Source organism: Pseudoalteromonas sp. KS88 (assembly GCF_004766475.1).
GTDB lineage: Bacteria > Pseudomonadota > Gammaproteobacteria > Enterobacterales > Alteromonadaceae > Pseudoalteromonas.
In genome coordinates, this window is the sequence record NZ_PYHV01000014.1 from 38,867 (window position 1) to 56,561 (window position 17,695).

The window sequence follows — 17,695 nt, forward strand, 5'->3', positions numbered from 1 at the left end:
GGTTAAAAACGAATAAACCAAGTTTTGCTGATGAGTTTTAACTATTAGTCAAAACACAGGTCATGGTCTATTTGGTATGAACTTTTTACAACATTTTAAATTTAATATTAATCCGCGAACAAATCAGCTAGAGTTAAAGAAACGATAAATTAAGGATAATGATGACACTCAACGACTTTCTTACCCGTCTTGCCAATGACCCGCAAAATATTGAATTCACCGATTCTATGGCAGTAATTGATACAAACTACACGTTTATTCCGTCCGACTTTAATAACCACGGACTCGTCAGCAGTGCGAATGAGAATAATGGCTCATGCAAAATATTTGCTTTCGCGAAACTTAATGGACTCAGCAAACAAAACACCTTAGATTGCTTTGGCGCATTTTATCGTAATGACGTATTAAACAACCCTAGCGGTAAAGATCATATGAATATACGTACTTTCATGCTTGCCCCTGAAGCAACCCCATTTTTAGGTATCACATTTAACGAACCGAAAGTATTGCGAGCAAATACATGATGGCATTAGGGGCTTAAATGATCCCCTTTTAACCTAACTAAAAACTGTTTATAACCCCTTCAGAATTATACTAACCCTCTTTTATATTCTGAGTTTAATATCAGATAAAAGCTTGATGAAAAACTCGCCACATGTTTTACTTTAAGGAACACCGCCTCATAAATGGATTTCATATGCGTAACTTTTTTATTCTCAGCTTACTACTTTGGCACGGAGCTGCCAGCGCTATCAGCATATTTTTAGATGACACTAACTGTCAGCTTTCAGATAATAATCAATCATTTAAAACCGATATTAGATTAAGTCCAACAACAGATGATCTGAATGAAAAAAAAGTGATGCTAAGGAAAAAGCTTATCACTGAATATCTAGCGACTATTGACCATAAACGTACACATTCAGCTTATATCAAAGAGCGCTTTGTTATTAGTAACTCACAGCGTAACTCAACCGCAGGCAATGATTGGGTCGTCAGGCAACTTCATTACACATTAAATGTTACTTCAGCAACTGACTGCGATGAAGGGTACGCACTTACAACAGCAGAGTTTATAACTGGAGAGCGAACATACAACACAGTTTTAGTACCAAAAAAAGAAATTATTGTACAACCTAAAGGTAAAGCTCGCCCTTTTTCGTCCTTTGCAATACCCACACTTTCTCATTCATCTCTTTTTGGGGTTCAATTAAATGACTCTAAACAAAAAGTAGAGCAAAAGCTTGGCATTGCAAGCTTAGAACTAGCATCTGCCAACCAACAAGTATTGGTCTATTTTAGGAACCATGCATTTCACTTTGTGGATAATAAACTGATAGGTTACCAGTACCATCGCGAACTCTTACCTATGTCCCTAAATAACGAACTCAACCTTTTAGATCAAGCTATCAGCCTAGAAACTAAAGGTCAGGAAAGCTATTTACTATCACAAGATTTAGAGCCAAACGACTTATCTACGTTAAAGAATAGCTATAAAAATTTTAAAACCGCTTTATTTAAAGTTGACTCTGCTCAAAGCAAACATCGCATTATTAGTTTGCAACTCGGCTCATTGATTTCCGACATGGAGATGACTTCGCCTTGTTTTAATTTCGACGGTAAATCGAATAACCAATTTGCACAGTTAAATGCTCAAGCAAGGTTAAAAATGCACACTACTAAAGGGAAAAAAGTGCTTGTTAGTCCGTGTAATGAAATGGTTTATTTTAGTAGGGGTTATATTTCGCAAGTAAAATTAGCCCCACCCATAGATACTCACGATTTAAACCTTGGTCCATTGAAGAGTTACTTTAAAAAAGACAAGTGGCAGTTTTATTCATTGTCACAAGGCGACAGCATTACAGAGCTTACGGAGTTAGGTAGCTATGATTTTTTTCTTGATAGTGCGGAATTCAGCTCTAACGACTGGGATGGATACTTTCACGTCATAGAAGATAAGCTTATCAGCGCAACACTAACGCCTAATCATGCATATTAACTGAGATAGAAAGCAAAAGAATAGACCCTCAACGAAGGTGAAGAAACCAAGTACTACAATCGTTTTTCCATAAAATAACGCGTGCCGTTTAGTGGGTAGGTATCCATTTGGTATTTGACTACATAGCCGTTTTTTTCATAAAACGGCTTTGCTTGAAAGTCTAACGTATCAAGTTGACTGACATTAGCCCCACTCTCTTTAGCAGCTGATTCCAATGTCTTTAATAACTTCGTTGCTAGCCCTTGGCTTCGCTTAGCTTCACTACACCAAAGCCAGTTGATAATTAACCAATTACCAAAAACATGACCCGAAATGCCCGCTATTAGCTCTTCATCGTCAACTACTTTAAAACCCAAGGGAATACGCTGGGCATCAAAATGCTGAACATTATAGGCTACAACGTGTGACCTTAAATCACGGTTTAACTCAACTGAGTTATCTATTTGTAAAGTATACATAATCACACCATAAATTAGGATAACTCAGTATATACGTAAAACTAATATAAATGGTTTTTTCCGTAAGGGACTTCAAGCATATTGCTTGAAAGCTTTTCTGGCTGACCACACATTTCATCATAAGCACTGGTATGGCGCAGAACCATTTGTGCGTAGCTCAGGTGATCCAAACGTTTTTGAATATGCAAAGGGCTAAGGCCCCGAACAAACTCACCACTGTCGTCTGTCACATAATATTCTACATTGTTAATCATCACAGACACCTGATAGAGCGCCATTTCTAATGAATGCACGATGACTTTTTGAAGTGGCTGATGTTTACTCAATTCAGATAATTTAATCGCCATTGTTCTGACCTTTGATAGAGTGTATTAAGTATTCGTACGCAGCTTTGATATACTCTGGATCAATCAAAATCATAGATAGAATGAATGGCTGATAAAATCCGCTTAGCAAAGTACATCGCCCATGCGGGTGTGTGCTCACGAAAACAAGCCTCTCGCTTGATTGACGAGGGTGTTGTTATTGTTAATCACCGCGCTGCAAACCACATTGACCACGTTGATGACAACGACCATGTGACGGTAAATGGCGTTCGCGTGCAAGGAAAAGCTCAACGGGTTTATTACGCTTACCACAAACCAGTCGGTATTGACTGCAAACTAAACCAAACCGACCCCAGCAGCTTAATCCACCACTTGCCACCAGCAACGCGTGTTTACCCGATTGGTCGCCTTGATAAAGACTCCCGCGGACTCCTTATTTTGACCAACGACGGAGAGTTTTGTAACCAATTAATTCACCCCGATTTCCACCAGCCAAAACGCTATATAGTCACGGTAGATAAACCGCTTGATGAAAACTTTTGCTATAAAATGGCACACGGCGTCCCTGTCGATAAGCACATCACCTTACCATGTACCGTTGAACAAATAGCGCCGTGCCAATTCAGTATTATTCTAAAGCAAGGGCTCAATAGGCAGATTCGCAAAATGGCGCATTATTGCGGCTATCGCGTGATTGATTTATACCGCGAACAAATTAGCAGCCTCAACTTGGCTTCACTTAATCTCAGTGAAAATAGCTACCTTGAAATTCAAAAATCCGACATATTAAAAAATTAGTTGCAAAATATGATTACAGGTGTAATCTAAAGCTAGAGATTACATTTGTAGGCTATATAACATGATTGAACTGTCAAAGGCAGAATTTGAAGTGCTTGATGCATTGTGGATAAGCTACCCAGCGACGGCAAGCCAAATTATTGAACGTTTGAGCGCCGACAAACAATGGCACGAAAAAACCATCAAAACGTTACTAGGTCGTTTAGTAAAAAAAGGCGCACTAAGTTTCGAAAAAGAGGGCCGTCAGTATATTTATACGCCTTGTATGGAGCGCGCTGAATATACGCTAAAAGAAAGCCAAAATTTTATTGAGCGCTTTTTCAGTGGTCGTATCGCACCTTTAGTTAGTGGTTTTGCAAAGTCTGAGCAGCTGTCTCAACAAGATATTAATGAGCTAAAAAAAGTAATTGATGACTGGGAAAAACAGCAAAAGTGAGGATTGCACATGCTTGAAACACTCTTTAATTGGCTTATTGAACAGCAATTATTAATAAGCATACTTGTTGTAAGCTTATTAATTCTAGAGCGCTACTCACTTAAATGGCTAAGCGCCAACTTTGTTTATAAATTATGGTTGTTGATACCTATCTCATTGGTACTAACTAATTTACCGGCGCATTTAAAACCATTACAAAGTACAGCTATTAGTAAAATGCTAATCACTTCCGAGCAAACCTTAGTTGCTGATTTTAGTGTTAGTTGGGCCTTGATGCATGCGGTGGTTTTTAGTCTTTTAGCCGCCATTGCAGCGGTGTCTCACAGGCGTTTTATTAAACAACTCAGGCTCACTCGCCTTGAGAGTTGTGAGTTTGTCGGCACCTATTCAGATATTAAAATTTTACAAAGCGATACGATAGATACTCCCATGGTTATTGGCCTTTTACACACTCAGCTTGTGCTACCTACAGGATATATACACAAAACAGATAGTGCATCATTAGCCATGATCATCGAGCACGAACAAGTCCATATAAAGCGCGCTGACAATTTACTAAATATGATGCAATTGACCATTACACTCGCCTTTTGGTTCAACCCATTAGCATGGCTTGGGTATATGAGCTTTAGACGCCTACAGGAACTATCATGCGACGAAACCGTGCTTAAAAATAAAAGTACCCAACAACGAATTTTATACAGCAAAGCCCTCATTAATTGCGTCGCAAATACACGTGCAAGTTTGATGGCTTATTCACACTATGGAGATAAAAATACAATGCTACAACGACTCAAGCAAATTAAACACACAGGCAACAGCTCATTGGTTGCCAAAGGTGCCATACTTATTTTCGCCGCAGGCATGCTCAGCAGTTTTGCAACAGCGAAACAGCCAGAAGCGAAAAACGAAAAACATTCAATTTCACCAATTATGCGCATTGAACCTCTTTACCCAACTCAAGCTGCAGAGCAAGGTATTAGTGGCTCAGTGGTATTGAAATACGATATTAGTCCAACAGGTAAAACTCAAAATGTATCTGTTGTCAGTGCGACTCCTGAAAACGTATTTAATAAAGAAGCGAAGAGAGCGCTAAAAAAATGGGAATACAAGCCGTCTGACTCAGGCTTCAAAAACGTACTTGTGCAATTAGACTTTGCAATCGATGACAATTACAAATCAAGAGATTTAGTAGAAAAAATTACAGTCGCTTCTAAGTAAGCACTCGTACCAGAAGACCCCAAAGCAAGCGCCTTATAATAGCCGCTTGCTTTGGCGTTTTAGCTATTTAATGTTCTTATCATTATAATAAGAACATTAAATACTCACCACGATCATTGCCACCGCACTGCCTAACCCTACAAACCAGACTAACGAGCGCAGCACATCTAAGTTTAAGTAATAAAAAACACAATATAAAATACGCGCAATAATGTGCGTTATGGCAAGTAGCTCTGTTATTTGATGAACATTACTTGTGCCAAACACAACGGCTAAAGCCACAGCAAATACAGCCAAAGCTTCAAAACAGTTTTGGTGGGCAGCCAGTGCTCTTGCACCAAACCCTGTTAATTTAGCTTGTTGGTCCCGTGGATGTTTATTGTCATAGCCATCAAGCTTATTCATTGCAAACGCAACGGGGGCCTTTGCTAAATAAGGCATCAATACTGCTAGTAGCGCACAAATTAGTAGCGTGGTCATATTTACTCCGAGTTAATCTATCGATAATTCAAACTTAACACAGCTAAACTCTTTGGTTTAGTAAATAAAAAAGCCGCAATGGCTGACATAATACCATGCCAGTCATTGCGGCTAACAATAACATCACACTCACTATAGCCCAGATTGAGGCATTTTAAACTGTGGCATATTGTCGCAGTTAACGTATATCACTAAAGTCGATTGGCTTTATCGTGCTGTGGCTGTTAATTTATCATCTAAATTCATAAACCTCCCTAACTCATGACTTGGATATTTTTCACTTTTTTAGCCGCCTTCATGCAAGCATGGCGTAACGCGTTACAAAGCAAATTAAGTAGCAATATGAGCGTCGCCGGCGTGACGCTCGCACGATTTATTCTTGCCAGCCCAATTGCTGCGGTCTATCTGTATTCGCTTTATCACTATCAACCTACCAGTATGCCTAATTTTAACATGCCTTTTTGGGGGTTTATTGTGGGTGCCAGTGTGATGCAAATTCTTGCCACTGGGTTAATGGTCAAGTTGTTTAAAATGAACAATTACGCTGTAGGCGCAGGGCTTGCTAAAAGTGAGGCCTTAGTTGCTGCTATTTTAGGCGTGCTATTTTTTGGTTCAGCATTAAGCTTATTTGGTTGGCTGGGTGTATTTTTGGGATCAATCGCCGTCTTGCTATTAAGCGGTATCACTAAAGTAAAACAGTTTAACGCTAGCACAGCCTTGCTTGGGCTTGCCTGCGGTACCTGCTTCGCTTTAACATCATTGTGGGTGCGCGAGGCAAGTTTAAACTCAGGCCTTTTATTTCCTCACTCTGCAGCGTGGGTACTGTTGTTTGTTATCAGCCTGCAAAGTATTATTTTGCTGATATATTTAGCAATTAAAGAACCCTACACACTTAAGCAAATGTGGCACTACAAAAAAATGGTTTCGTTAGTCAGCTTATTCAGCTGCATAGGTTCAATTGGGTGGTTCAGTGCGATGAGCTTACAACATGTTGCCTATGTAAAAACACTAGGCCAAGTGGAGGTGTTTTTTACTATGCTAATATCTGTTTTATGGCTAAAACAACCATTAAAACGCCAAGATACAGCAGGGCTTGTGTTAATTGCCATTGCAGCCATACTCGTCATGCTGCCTACTGCATGAATAAGCGGTTACTAAAGTAACCGCTTTTAAGTATTAATGGCTAATTTTTAAAGTAATAACGCCGCTTATAATTAGCAGAACACCGGCAATCCGGCCAAATGTGGCGGCATCGTTATAAAACAAAATTCCCACTAAAAACGTACCAGCAGCGCCTATGCCCGTCCATACTGCATAAGACGTCCCCATGGATATATCACGCTGTGCTAGCCATAGCATAAAACCACTGGCAACCATAAACGCAACAGCAATGGCAATCCCTAACCAGCGGTTTTCACCGTCTTGTGACATTTTCAATCCAACAGGCCAGCCTATTTCAAGTAAGCCGGCAATAATTAAGTACACCCATGCCATTTAGTTATCTCGCTTCTTTAAGATGACGTCATATAAATCACCACGACGATCTTTTAAATTGCGCACGGTGCCCTCACTGTGAAGGATTTTTAGTTTATCCATATCTAAATCACTAAATAATAACATTTCGGTATTAGGCGTAGCTTCATTAAGTGTTGCATCGTGAGGGAATGAAAAATCAGATGGCGTCAGTACCGCTGATTGCGAATATTGCACATCCAAACTCTCAACTTCAGGTAAGTTTCCTACTGAGCCTGCAATAACCACATAACATTCATTCTCAATTGCACGCGCCTGTGCACAGTGACGAACCCGTAAATAACTGTTCTTCGTGTCAGTCCAAAATGGTACAAATAAAATATCTAAGCCTTGTTGTGCCAAAATACGTGATAGTTCTGGAAATTCAACATCATAACAAATCTGAATGCCTACACGGCCTGCGTCTGTTTCAAATACTGCAATTTTGTCACCGCCTTGAATCACCCAATCATTTTGCTCATGCGGGGTGATATGAATCTTGCGCTGCTCATCTATTTTACCACTGCGATGACAGAGATAGCTGACATTGTAAATCTTGTCGCCCTCTGCCAAAGGCATAGAACCTGTAATGATATTTGCATTGTATTCAATCGCCATACGCGACATCGCATCACGGAAGGTTTCTGTATATTCAGCTAAATAGCGAATCGCTTCAGTTTGGTTACGCTGCTCAGTTAAGCCCATTAGCGGTGCGTTAAAAAACTCCGGAAATAAGATAAAATCGCTTTTATAATCCGACACCGTATCAACAAAATACTCTACTTGTGTGAGCATTTCTTCTACAGATGCAACACTGCGCATTTGCCACTGCACTGCACCAACTCGCACAATCGACTTGGTTGATTCAAGAACAGTGTCGGTGGGCTCAAACATAATGTTATTCCACTCAAGTAGTGTGGCATAACCAACCGAGTTTTGATCTTCAGGCAAATATTTCTTCAGTAATCGCTTTACTTGAAAGTCATTCGATAACTGAAAGCTTAAGATGGGGTCGTATAACTCTTTTTGATCAACCTTTTCAATATACTGGGTTGGAGTCATCTCATTACTGTAATTGTAATAGCGCGGAATGCGACCACCCGCTAAAATTGCACGTAAATTATACTGCCTGCATAACTCTTTACGCGCATCATAAAGTCTTCTACCTAACCGCATACCTCTGTGTGATGAGGAAATCACCACATCTAAACCATATAACGCATCCCCTTCGGGGTCGCTAAAAACGCGATCATGTCCATCAACAATATCTTCGTATGTGTGCGGGTTTGAGAAACGGCTGTAATCCACTTGAACACTTAGCGCAATGCCAACAAGCACACCATCATCCACCATACCCAGCTGACCTTCTGGAAACTGGTCAATCAACCTAAAAATTGTATGGCTTGGCCATGCGCCACCTAAATCGGGATAAGCTTGGTCCATGAGCGTCTTGATCTGTGGGTATTGATCTTTGCTTAAATTGCAAATTTCAAGATGGGTTTTTTCAATCGACATACACTACTCCGTGAGGACTCAAATTAACTATTATTAGCTAATAATAAACACAACTCTGTGAACACATACTTATTATTGGCCATTTTTATTTTAAATTGAACGTAATTATTCAATATACAGCGGCCTACTTAATTTCAATTTAACGTAAAGCTATTTTAAACTATATTACCTTCAATGCACCCTGCTTAAAATGTATCTATTTTTAAGGTTAATTTTATAGTATTGGGGTACTCCTCATCAGTAGCCGACAACACAACGGAAAAGAAAATTTCACACCCGAAGTACAGCAGAGCCTGGTAAGGCTTGCGCATAAACTTTCTATTTGCTTATTTTATCCTATACTTTTTTAAAAGTTCACTTTCTAACTGGAGTAATTTTGTCGTCAAAAAATACCACGGTGGACTTTCAAGATATTGAAAAAGTCATTTTTCAAATCGTAAAAAAAGTATCTTACTTTTCGTTGCTTATTCATATCCTTCTTATTTTTATGTTCGCGCATATTGGCGCTATAACATTAGCGGCGGTAAATATATTTAGTGTGTTTGCATGGGCATTAGGTATTTTTTTGATTACTCAGGGGTTAAATTCTTTAGCACTAAGAGTTTTTTGCATAGAAGTAGTTTTACACTCTGTTTTTGTGTGTGCAACACTAGGCTTGGAGGTCGGCTTTCAATTTTATTTATGGACTATTTCATCCATGCTATTGGTCGATTACCAGCTAAAATTGAAAAAGGCCTTTATCTATAGCGTGTCGCTAATACTAGCATTTGCAGCGTTATATTTTTTCTTTAAAGATGTCACATACAATTACCCGTATGCTGAATTTATACCTTTAATAAAAATCACTAATATTATTATTGCTGGTTTACCTATGATTTATGCCTTTGTTTTAATTCGTGAAACAAGTATTTCACAGCGCAAAGAGCTTACAGAAATGGCAGCCAGAGATCATTTAACAAAATTATATAACCGTCGGTTTGCTAGAAAACTGATTATTGATACTCGCCAAAGGTGCATCGAGTCAGATAGCAAAATGTGCATTGTGATGGGTGATATCGACTTTTTTAAACGCATAAATGATACCTATGGCCATGATAAAGGCGACACGATTTTAATGAGCGTAGCCAATGCAATTACTCAGTATCTTAGCCAAAAAGACATTATAGTTCGCTGGGGCGGGGGAGAGTTTTTGATCATTCTCACCGACACCGAGGAATCTGCAGCATTTGAGCGCATAGAACAACTGCGTCAGAATATACACACCCTCAAGCCTTGCCCCGACGATCCTGAAATATCTATTTCAATGAGTTTTGGTTTAATTGAGTGGCGACCGCTGGTATCGCTCAACGATACGCTTCACCAAGCAGATACTGCACTTTATAAAAGTAAACATAGTGGCCGCAATAAAACAACTATTGCGACACCAGAACAAGACTATATTAACAACCTCAAATCTGTCTAAATGACTGTGCTTATAACTTGGTTGGATTGATAACTATTTTATGACTGATAGTCTGAGGTAATAATGGTGTGAGTGCACCATTTATGTATTCATCAAAGCCCGCTCTATAAAATGGTGATAAAGGATGCCCAGATTGACCACCAGGAATCGCCATAACAGCGCTCTCCAAATAGCCCGGTTGTGCAATAAAACGCTGTGATGCGCCAAAGCTTCGCCCTTGTACTGCAGGCATAAAGCTATCACCAAACCCCGAGGCTTTTGGCATGTTTAAAAATTTGCTTAGTTGCGGTATTTGCTTTGCAAATGGATGCTCTATAACAAGTTCATTGACATTGCCCCAGCGCCAATTTTGCATATTTTCACCAAACTGCTCAGTTAAGCTCGCTATGACTTGAGTGAACGCATCACTTAACTGTTCATCCCAACTGTTAAACTCAGGGTTGAGCCAACTTACGGGTTGTTGTTCAATAAGCTGCCACACAGCTGGCTCTAAATCGCGTTTAATATATTTTAAAGACCCACCACTGTGTTCCAACGTATTTTGCATACCACTAAATACGCTATTAATAACCGCACCGCGGTACCTTCTTACTAACGTATAACCAATTGAGTCAGGGCACGCACACGCTTGCCAATTCTCAACAGATGAAATATAAGCTTTATTATCAACAGGTTGCTGCTTTAACTTCGCCAAGAGTAACTTATGCCAAGGCATTAAAAACCGTGCCTCATTATCAAGCTGCAATGCATTGAAATCCGACTCATTAAATTTCGTTTTCTCTAAAAGCCTGTCTCTTATTTGTGTTGATCGTGCACCTAATGCGTAGCCACCATTGCCAAAACGATTATGATCTTGCGCTGAAACCACACGCGAGTTTCCCGTCCACAAGCGCCCATCTTCAGGGTTTTTAATGCTCGGCCTTTGTTGCTCATTTTGTTGCCATAAGGGCGAATAGTTCGCTTCACTTATCGCCACATCACTGGGTGTCTTACGAGCAGGAATGGCCCCCATGTTTTTCCAAGCTGCATTGCCTTGGCTATCTACAACCATTAAGTTCTGTACTGGAATGCCTACATCACTGGCTAATACCAACGCAGCATTAACATCTTTTGCTTGCTCTAATTTCAATAAATCCATATCCACCGCATAGGGTTGGTGACCCACCCAACTAAGTGCATATTGCTTTGCATCTATTTCACGCACGGGCCCATATTCACTCATTGTTAGTTGGTAGGGCTCGGTACTGCCATCAGCAAGCACAATTTGCTCAGTTTCTTGCCAAGTTTTACTGCTTTCAGATAGTTCAACCCAATCAGCCGTGTCTAAATAGCCATTGGTAAAGCCCCAGGCAATATGATTATTAGTCCCCACTACAATCGCTGGAGCGCCAGGTAGAGAAACACCGGTTACTTGATGGGTTTCGTTATTTTTACGGTAATTCAGTTGCGCACGGTACCAAATAACAGGCACAGCCATAGACAAATGCATATCATCAGAGAGCATGGCTGAGCCTGTCGCTGTTAATTCCCCAGACACCGACCAGTTATTACTGCCCAGCTCTTGCGTTTGATCTATTTGCTTAAACGCATAATCTGACTGCTTAGGTAATGCAGGTATACCTGATTTATAAGGTGATAGAGTGCTTCCATCCAGTGCTGCTTGATAACGACTTGGTTGGGTCAAAAAATCCAGCATTTTTGACCCATAAAGCTCATTGATTTGAATTAAGATTTGATCACGCTCAAAGGTAGCAGTCTGCAAATCTAAATACATACTAAAAATGACCAGTAAGCTATCTTCGCTACGCCACGGTTTTTGCTTTGCACCTGTTAATAAGTATTCAAAACTCGAAAAGCCAATTTGAGCCAGACCTTCGTTCACACCAGCGCTGTAGCTATTAAGTAAAGCCTGATCAGCCTGTGGTAATTGCTTAACAATGTTTGCGCTGCGTTTACGCAATTGATGAAAGCGCATTTTTTTATCTAAATTCAGTGCCGCTTTACCAAATAATTCACTGAGTTCACCTGCTGCATTACGGCGTAATAAGTCCATTTGAAAGAAACGATCTTGCCCGTGAGCAAACCCAAGACCATACGCAGCATCATTACGGCTACTGGCATCAACCACAGCTTGGCCTAAAGCATCTCGCGACACAGACACGCTATTGGCAATGGATTTACTCACTCCTTTTCCGTCAAGCGCGGGCAAACTTAGCGATAACACGCCATAAATAATCGCAGTAGCGGCCAAGCCTAAAATAAGCAATGTTAGAACTAACCACTTGATAACTTTTAGCATACCCAATTCCTTGCATAATTTTTAATGTGTTATAAAACCAGCTACAGCGTTCAATAATAGGCGACTGGAAAACGGTTATATAGTACACATAGTTTTATGAAAGAATAATGTTAATTATTGATTAATTGTATTTTTCATCATGCACTTAAATTCAGACGAAATAACAGTATTTATTTACTTAGGGTATTTTTAATTCCATGATAAATTGACTATAGTTGTTTAGCCTATTCAAAAAGTACACGTTCTAATGCAGCGGTCACAAAAAAAAGAACACAAGCAAGTTGATAGATTTAAGCTGACATTTTGGCTCTCTCTTAGCGTTATATTTATTATCAGTATTGTACTTGATCAGATTAATTATAATCGCGCTACACAAGCTCACCGATTACTTATACTCTCTGAAGTTGACTCTTACCGAACTCAGCTATCATCAACATTAATTTCAAACATCCAGCTTGTCCGCGGCTTAGCTGTTGCCGTTGCAGCAGAACCTGATCTCAAGCAAGAGCGCTTTTCACAAATTGCAGCTCCGCTCTTTGAAACATCCTCAGAACTTAGAAATATAGGCGGCGCACCAGATATGGTGATACGTATGACCTACCCACTGAAAGGGAATGAAAAATCAATCGGTCTTAACTTCTTGGAAAATAAAGCACAAAGAGCAGATGCATTAAGAGCACGAGATAGCAATGAAATTGTGATGGCAGGCCCATTGACGCTGGTACAAGGAGGTGAAGCATTAATTGCCAGAATACCTGTATTTTTACCCCCAGAAAATACATTTTGGGGCTTATTATCTGTTGTGCTAGATATTGACAAAGTGTATTTAAATTCAGGTATTAAAGAGTTAGAGAAAACGTTTAATGTTGCCATACAGGGGCGTAATGGCCTTGGTCTGCAAGGTGGTTTTTTTTATGGTAGTGAGGCTATTTTAGATACCAACCCTTTGAAACTTCACCTAGCAATTCAAGGTGGCGAATGGGTTATTTATGTCAGCCCTAAAACGGGTTGGGCTCCTCCAGCATCATCTGTTTGGCCATTACGCATAGCTATTGCGATTATTATGGGTATTTTAATTTGGGCATTTACTTTTTTCTTAAAAATGCTTAACCGCCAAAAACAGAATGAAAAAATGCTATCGTCAATGAGTCGAGTAGCGCAGATTGGTGCATGGTCATACAATTTAGAAACGCAAAAAGTTTATTGGTCTGATACCACCAAAAAAATATTTAAATACCCGCTAGACCAACAGCCTAATTGGCCAAATGATTTAAACTATTTCAAAGAAGGAAAAAGCCGCGATAAAATTAAAGAATTAATAACGCGAGCAATAAAACACGATGAAAACTATGAAACCGAGCTGGAAATAGTCGATGCAACTGGCAATACAGTTTGGGTGTTAGTCCACGGAGAAACAGAAGTCCTCAACGGCCGTTGTGTGCGTATTTTTGGTTCGCTGCAAGATATTAACACCCGTAAATGTACTGAACTTGAGAATAATAAATTCGCTCTACACAATGAAGTTTTAGCCTCTTTAACTGTTAACAAAGCTATTTTGACTGGCCACTTAAAACAATCAAAAGATGTAATTACACACGCTATTTGCAATGCTCTAGATGTACAAAGAGCCAGTATTTGGTTATTTAATGATAATAAAGATACGTTACTTTCTTTTGCCTACCATGGTACGTTTGCCCCCGAAAGCTCATTGCTCTACACATTGCAAAAAGACGATTTTAGTGCTCTTTTTGACGCTATTGATAGCCACATGATTATTAAAGCTGCGGATGCACAAACCAATAAACTGACCGCCCCACTGACTGAACTCTATTTAAAACCTCTGGCTATAAAATCAATTCTGAGTGTTACTATTGTCAGTGGTAGCAGTCCAATAGGAGTTGTGTTTGCTGAAAATTGTCACCATACGCGAAATTGGTCACATAATGAGGAAAGCTTTTTACTCGCCGTAGCAGCACTTATTGGTAGCTTATACTCTAGCGAACAACGTTTTGAAACTGAACAACAGCTGGTAACAGCAAAAGAGGCCGCTGAACAGGCTGCTGCCGCTAAAAGTGAATTTCTAGCCAGTATGAGTCATGAGATTCGTACCCCTATGAATGGGGTTCTCGGTATGCTTGATATTGTTCAACAAACCCAACTTGATCCCCAGCAACGTCATCATATTCAATTAGCAAAATCCTCTGGGCACTCATTGCTCAATATTATTAATGATATTTTAGATTTTTCCAAAATTGAAGCTGGTAAACTAGATATTGAAAGTATTCCTTTTAATTTACCTCAGTTACTTGGTGAAGTAGTGGAATCATTTGCTCTAAAAGCAGAGAAAAACAACACTAAACTGATTCTAGATGCGACAAAGATTAGCAAAAGCAAAATTATCAGTGATCCAAATCGGCTGCGCCAAATTATTACCAACCTACTCGGTAATGCAATAAAGTTTACCCAAAATGGTGAGATCATTGTCGTTGCCCAACTAGCAGAAACAACTGATGGCACCTTTTTAAACTGTTCAATAATCGATTCAGGAATTGGTATTAAAGCAGAAAAACAGCTTTCATTATTTGATTCCTTCACACAAGCAGATACATCGACGACACGACAATATGGAGGCACAGGATTAGGCCTAGCAATTGTTAAACAGCTTTGCGATTTAATGAATGGTGAAATCAGTTTCACTAGTTCGTATGGTGAAGGAAGTACATTTACATTTTCGATCAGGGTAAACGCACTCTTAACGACAGCACACGATTTACCTAGCCACTTAATCAAAAACAAGCAAATTTTAATTGTCGATACATGCCAACTCAACAGCTCTATTACCCATAAACAGCTTACTTTGTGGGGGGCGCATTCGCGGATCATCGATCAGTATCAAGCACTCAATGATACTCTTAAAACATTTGAACACCCCGTTGACGCCATGCTAGTTGATTACGCGTATTTTTTATTTGTAGATAAACCCGCTATTAATACATTAAAGAACTATATAGAAGATCAGCAAGTTAAATTAATTTTAATGGCACCGATGAGTTATTCACAGGAAAACACACAATTACCTGTTGACCCAGATTGCATAATATTTAAACCGCTTACACCCTCTGACTTATTTGATGCGCTGGCAAACGAAAAATTTATTGAACATCAACAACACGACTTCTCAGTCAGTCAACAGCCAGAACCTGTAAAACCTACGAAAAACGTACAAAGCAAAGTGTTATTAGTTGAAGACAATAAGGTTAACCAGATAGTGGCATGTGCGCTACTTAAGCAAGCAGGCTTAAAGTTTGATATTGCTGAAAATGGAATAGACGCACTCGAAAAATTAAAAGCGGCGTCAAAGGCCCCATACAAACTTTTACTTATGGATTGTCAAATGCCTGAAATGGATGGTTACCAAGCTACTCAAGCGATTCGTAACGGGGATGCAGGGGAGATATATAAAGATATTACTATCATCGCGCTAACGGCTAATGCGATGCAAGGCGATAAAGCTAAATGCTTAGCCGCTGGAATGAATGACTACTTATCAAAACCCCTCGACTTTAATGCCTTAAGCCCTAAGCTCGAACACTGGTTAAAATAAAAAGAATAAGGATACATAATGCAATTAACAACTCATCAGCAACGTGTAATTGGCTGCCTGTTAGAGAAGCAAAGTACAACACCTGAGCACTATCCACTTTCGCTTAATAGCCTAACAAATGCATGCAATCAAAAATCTAACCGAGAGCCTGTGCTTTCTTTATCTGAAGCGCAAGTACAAGACACAGTAGATGAACTTGTTGCGTTGCGGTTAGTAACATTAGATGAAGGTTTATCTGGGCGCGTTAATAAATACGCACATAGATTTTGTAATACCGAATTTAGTAGCTTGCAATTTAGCGAGCAACAACGTGCGATTATATGCATTTTACTGCTACGCGGGCCACAGACTCCGGGCGAATTAAGAACTCGCAGTAATCGCTTAGCGGATTTTAATAATGTGGCAGACGTTGAAACAGCGCTAAATAACCTCATTGAAAAAGACTATGTCATCAAACACTCTCGAGAAGCTGGCAAAAGAGAAAGCCGCTACAGTCACTTATTCACAAATACTGACATGACGGCTTTAAACACTACAAATAATCACGAGCAACCACAGCTTCAGGCAACCGAGATCAATGAACTACTGGCAGAAATTAATGACTTAAAAGCCGAAGTTGAAAAAATTAAGCAGCACTTAGGACTTTAAATTAGGCGCCATGAATAACATAATAGCCGTGACAACCCGAAACTAATTAGGAGCTCTAAATGCGTGCCGATATCGTCGCTGAAATGAAAGTTCAGCCAAATATAGATATAAAAAATGAAATTAACCGTCGCGTTGATTTTATCAAAAATCGACTCGTCGCGGCACATTCGCGCTCTTTGGTACTTGGTATTAGTGGTGGTGTTGACTCTTCTACCTGCGGCCGTTTATGTCAGCTTGCAGTTAACCAATTAAATGAAGAACAAAACACTGATAAATATCAATTTATCGCTGTACGCTTGCCTTACGGGGTACAAGCTGATGAAGACGAAGCACAACTTGCTGTTGACTTCATTCAACCAACTAAACGTTTAACCGTCAATATTAAGCCGGCAGCAGATGGCATGCATGAGCAAGCCCTTGCCGCTATTGTTGGCTGTGGTGAAACCTTACCGGAACAATCCCAAATAGACTTCATCAAAGGTAACGTAAAAGCACGCCAACGCATGATAGCTCAGTACGAAATTGCTGGCTTTACTCAAGGTTTGGTTGTTGGAACGGATCATAGTGCTGAAAACATTACCGGTTTTTACACAAAGTTTGGGGATGGTGCCTGCGATCTAGCTCCCTTGTTTGGGCTATCAAAACGTCAAGTAAGAGCGCTGGCTAAAGAGCTCGGTGCTCCAGAGTTATTAGTCACAAAAGCGCCCACGGCCGACTTAGAATGCGACCGCCCTGGCTTAACAGATGAAGAGGCACTTGGCCTTAGCTACGAACAAATCGATGACTTCCTCGAGGGAAAACCTGTCAGTGACGCGGTCAGCGAAAAACTGATTGCAATTTATCTTCGAACGCAGCATAAGCGCCAAGCGATTCCAACTATTTATGATGAATTTTAATACTGTAGTAGTTCATAAAAAGTAAACGCCATCTTAAGGGT

The 17,695-nt window shown here is 39.8% G+C and carries 16 protein-coding genes; 10 read left to right on the forward strand and 6 right to left on the reverse strand.

Going from position 1 to position 17,695, the window contains the following annotated elements:
* Positions 1–161 precede the first annotated feature (161 nt).
* Together C7Y70_RS08765 and C7Y70_RS08770 are read left to right on the forward strand one after the other, a co-directional pair.
* A complete protein-coding gene (locus C7Y70_RS08765; protein WP_135474688.1) occupies positions 162–524 on the forward strand; it encodes a HopJ type III effector protein in 363 nt (120 codons plus the stop codon).
* 173 nt (positions 525–697) lie between these two features.
* Complete coding sequence (locus tag C7Y70_RS08770; RefSeq protein WP_135474457.1) at positions 698–1,999, forward strand: hypothetical protein; 1,302 nt, start codon at positions 698–700, stop codon at positions 1,997–1,999.
* A gap of 53 nt (positions 2,000–2,052) precedes the next feature.
* On the opposite strand, the gene C7Y70_RS08775 is transcribed toward C7Y70_RS08770, so the two are convergent.
* The gene (locus C7Y70_RS08775; protein ID WP_135474459.1) at positions 2,053–2,457 is read right to left on the reverse strand and encodes a GNAT family N-acetyltransferase; all 405 of its coding nucleotides are present in this window, start codon (positions 2,455–2,457) and stop codon (positions 2,053–2,055) included.
* Positions 2,458–2,498: 41 nt separating this feature from the next.
* Positions 2,499–2,804 (reverse strand): DUF6482 family protein, encoded by a 306-nt coding sequence (locus tag C7Y70_RS08780; RefSeq protein WP_099295242.1) that lies wholly within the window; start codon positions 2,802–2,804, stop codon positions 2,499–2,501.
* An 84-nt stretch (positions 2,805–2,888) separates the two neighbouring features.
* On the opposite strand from C7Y70_RS08780, the gene C7Y70_RS08785 reads away from it, so the two are divergent.
* From C7Y70_RS08785 to C7Y70_RS08795, 3 genes are all read left to right on the forward strand, one after another.
* On the forward strand, positions 2,889–3,581 hold the full coding sequence (locus C7Y70_RS08785) for a pseudouridine synthase (protein WP_099295241.1): 693 nt from the start codon (positions 2,889–2,891) through the stop codon (positions 3,579–3,581).
* Positions 3,582–3,642: 61 nt separating this feature from the next.
* Entirely contained in the window at positions 3,643–4,017 is a 375-nt protein-coding gene (locus tag C7Y70_RS08790; RefSeq protein WP_099295240.1) for a BlaI/MecI/CopY family transcriptional regulator, read from the forward strand.
* Positions 4,018–4,026: 9 nt separating this feature from the next.
* Positions 4,027–5,238, forward strand: a complete 1,212-nt coding sequence (locus tag C7Y70_RS08795) for a TonB family protein (RefSeq protein WP_135474461.1) — start codon at positions 4,027–4,029, stop codon at positions 5,236–5,238.
* Positions 5,239–5,334: 96 nt separating this feature from the next.
* Here the strand turns inward: C7Y70_RS08795 and C7Y70_RS08800 are convergent, their stop codons facing one another.
* Complete coding sequence (locus C7Y70_RS08800; protein WP_099295238.1) at positions 5,335–5,718, reverse strand: MAPEG family protein; 384 nt, start codon at positions 5,716–5,718, stop codon at positions 5,335–5,337.
* A gap of 297 nt (positions 5,719–6,015) precedes the next feature.
* Between C7Y70_RS08800 and C7Y70_RS08805 the strand changes: the two genes are divergently transcribed.
* Positions 6,016–6,861 carry a DMT family transporter gene (locus C7Y70_RS08805; RefSeq protein ID WP_099295237.1) on the forward strand — a complete coding sequence of 282 codons (846 nt, stop codon included), beginning with the start codon at positions 6,016–6,018 and terminating at the stop codon, positions 6,859–6,861.
* Between the two features lie 33 nt (positions 6,862–6,894).
* On the opposite strand, the gene C7Y70_RS08810 is transcribed toward C7Y70_RS08805, so the two are convergent.
* Both C7Y70_RS08810 and C7Y70_RS08815 read right to left on the reverse strand, forming a co-directional pair.
* Entirely contained in the window at positions 6,895–7,212 is a 318-nt protein-coding gene (locus C7Y70_RS08810; protein WP_099295236.1) for a multidrug efflux SMR transporter, read from the reverse strand.
* Positions 7,213–8,745 (reverse strand): carbon-nitrogen hydrolase family protein, encoded by a 1,533-nt coding sequence (locus C7Y70_RS08815; RefSeq protein WP_135474463.1) that lies wholly within the window; start codon positions 8,743–8,745, stop codon positions 7,213–7,215.
* A gap of 376 nt (positions 8,746–9,121) precedes the next feature.
* Here C7Y70_RS08815 and C7Y70_RS08820 point away from each other — a divergent pair, with 376 nt between their 5' ends.
* Positions 9,122–10,207, forward strand: a complete 1,086-nt coding sequence (locus C7Y70_RS08820; RefSeq protein ID WP_245321449.1) for a GGDEF domain-containing protein — start codon at positions 9,122–9,124, stop codon at positions 10,205–10,207.
* 10 nt (positions 10,208–10,217) lie between these two features.
* Here the strand turns inward: C7Y70_RS08820 and C7Y70_RS08825 are convergent, their stop codons facing one another.
* Complete coding sequence (locus tag C7Y70_RS08825) at positions 10,218–12,506, reverse strand: penicillin acylase family protein (RefSeq protein WP_135474465.1); 2,289 nt, start codon at positions 12,504–12,506, stop codon at positions 10,218–10,220.
* 247 nt (positions 12,507–12,753) lie between these two features.
* On the opposite strand from C7Y70_RS08825, the gene C7Y70_RS08830 reads away from it, so the two are divergent.
* From C7Y70_RS08830 to nadE, 3 genes are read left to right on the forward strand one after another with little or no spacing between them, the layout of a single operon-like run.
* Positions 12,754–16,110: an ATP-binding protein gene (locus C7Y70_RS08830; RefSeq protein WP_135474467.1), complete on the forward strand. Its 3,357-nt coding sequence runs from the start codon at positions 12,754–12,756 to the stop codon at positions 16,108–16,110.
* A gap of 18 nt (positions 16,111–16,128) precedes the next feature.
* On the forward strand, positions 16,129–16,758 hold the full coding sequence (locus C7Y70_RS08835; RefSeq protein WP_135474469.1) for a YceH family protein: 630 nt from the start codon (positions 16,129–16,131) through the stop codon (positions 16,756–16,758).
* A gap of 59 nt (positions 16,759–16,817) precedes the next feature.
* Complete coding sequence (nadE, locus tag C7Y70_RS08840) at positions 16,818–17,654, forward strand: ammonia-dependent NAD(+) synthetase (RefSeq protein ID WP_135474471.1); 837 nt, start codon at positions 16,818–16,820, stop codon at positions 17,652–17,654.
* Positions 17,655–17,695 lie beyond the last annotated feature (41 nt).

Coding starts and splice junctions, on each gene's coding strand:
- C7Y70_RS08835 (WP_135474469.1), top strand. CDS start 16,129: ATGCAATTAACAACTCATCAGCAACGTGTAATTGGCTGCCTGTTAGAG.
- C7Y70_RS08770 (WP_135474457.1), top strand. CDS start 698: ATGCGTAACTTTTTTATTCTCAGCTTACTACTTTGGCACGGAGCTGCC.
- C7Y70_RS08785 (WP_099295241.1), top strand. CDS start 2,889: ATGGCTGATAAAATCCGCTTAGCAAAGTACATCGCCCATGCGGGTGTG.
- C7Y70_RS08790 (WP_099295240.1), top strand. CDS start 3,643: ATGATTGAACTGTCAAAGGCAGAATTTGAAGTGCTTGATGCATTGTGG.
- nadE (WP_135474471.1), top strand. CDS start 16,818: ATGCGTGCCGATATCGTCGCTGAAATGAAAGTTCAGCCAAATATAGAT.
- C7Y70_RS08825 (WP_135474465.1), bottom strand. CDS start 12,506: ATGCTAAAAGTTATCAAGTGGTTAGTTCTAACATTGCTTATTTTAGGC.
- C7Y70_RS08780 (WP_099295242.1), bottom strand. CDS start 2,804: ATGGCGATTAAATTATCTGAATTGAGTAAACATCAGCCACTTCAAAAA.
- C7Y70_RS08805 (WP_099295237.1), top strand. CDS start 6,016: ATGCAAGCATGGCGTAACGCGTTACAAAGCAAATTAAGTAGCAATATG.
- C7Y70_RS08810 (WP_099295236.1), bottom strand. CDS start 7,212: ATGGCATGGGTGTACTTAATTATTGCCGGCTTACTTGAAATAGGCTGG.
- C7Y70_RS08830 (WP_135474467.1), top strand. CDS start 12,754: ATGCAGCGGTCACAAAAAAAAGAACACAAGCAAGTTGATAGATTTAAG.
- C7Y70_RS08800 (WP_099295238.1), bottom strand. CDS start 5,718: ATGACCACGCTACTAATTTGTGCGCTACTAGCAGTATTGATGCCTTAT.
- C7Y70_RS08815 (WP_135474463.1), bottom strand. CDS start 8,745: ATGTCGATTGAAAAAACCCATCTTGAAATTTGCAATTTAAGCAAAGAT.
- C7Y70_RS08795 (WP_135474461.1), top strand. CDS start 4,027: ATGCTTGAAACACTCTTTAATTGGCTTATTGAACAGCAATTATTAATA.
- C7Y70_RS08775 (WP_135474459.1), bottom strand. CDS start 2,457: ATGTATACTTTACAAATAGATAACTCAGTTGAGTTAAACCGTGATTTA.
- C7Y70_RS08765 (WP_135474688.1), top strand. CDS start 162: ATGACACTCAACGACTTTCTTACCCGTCTTGCCAATGACCCGCAAAAT.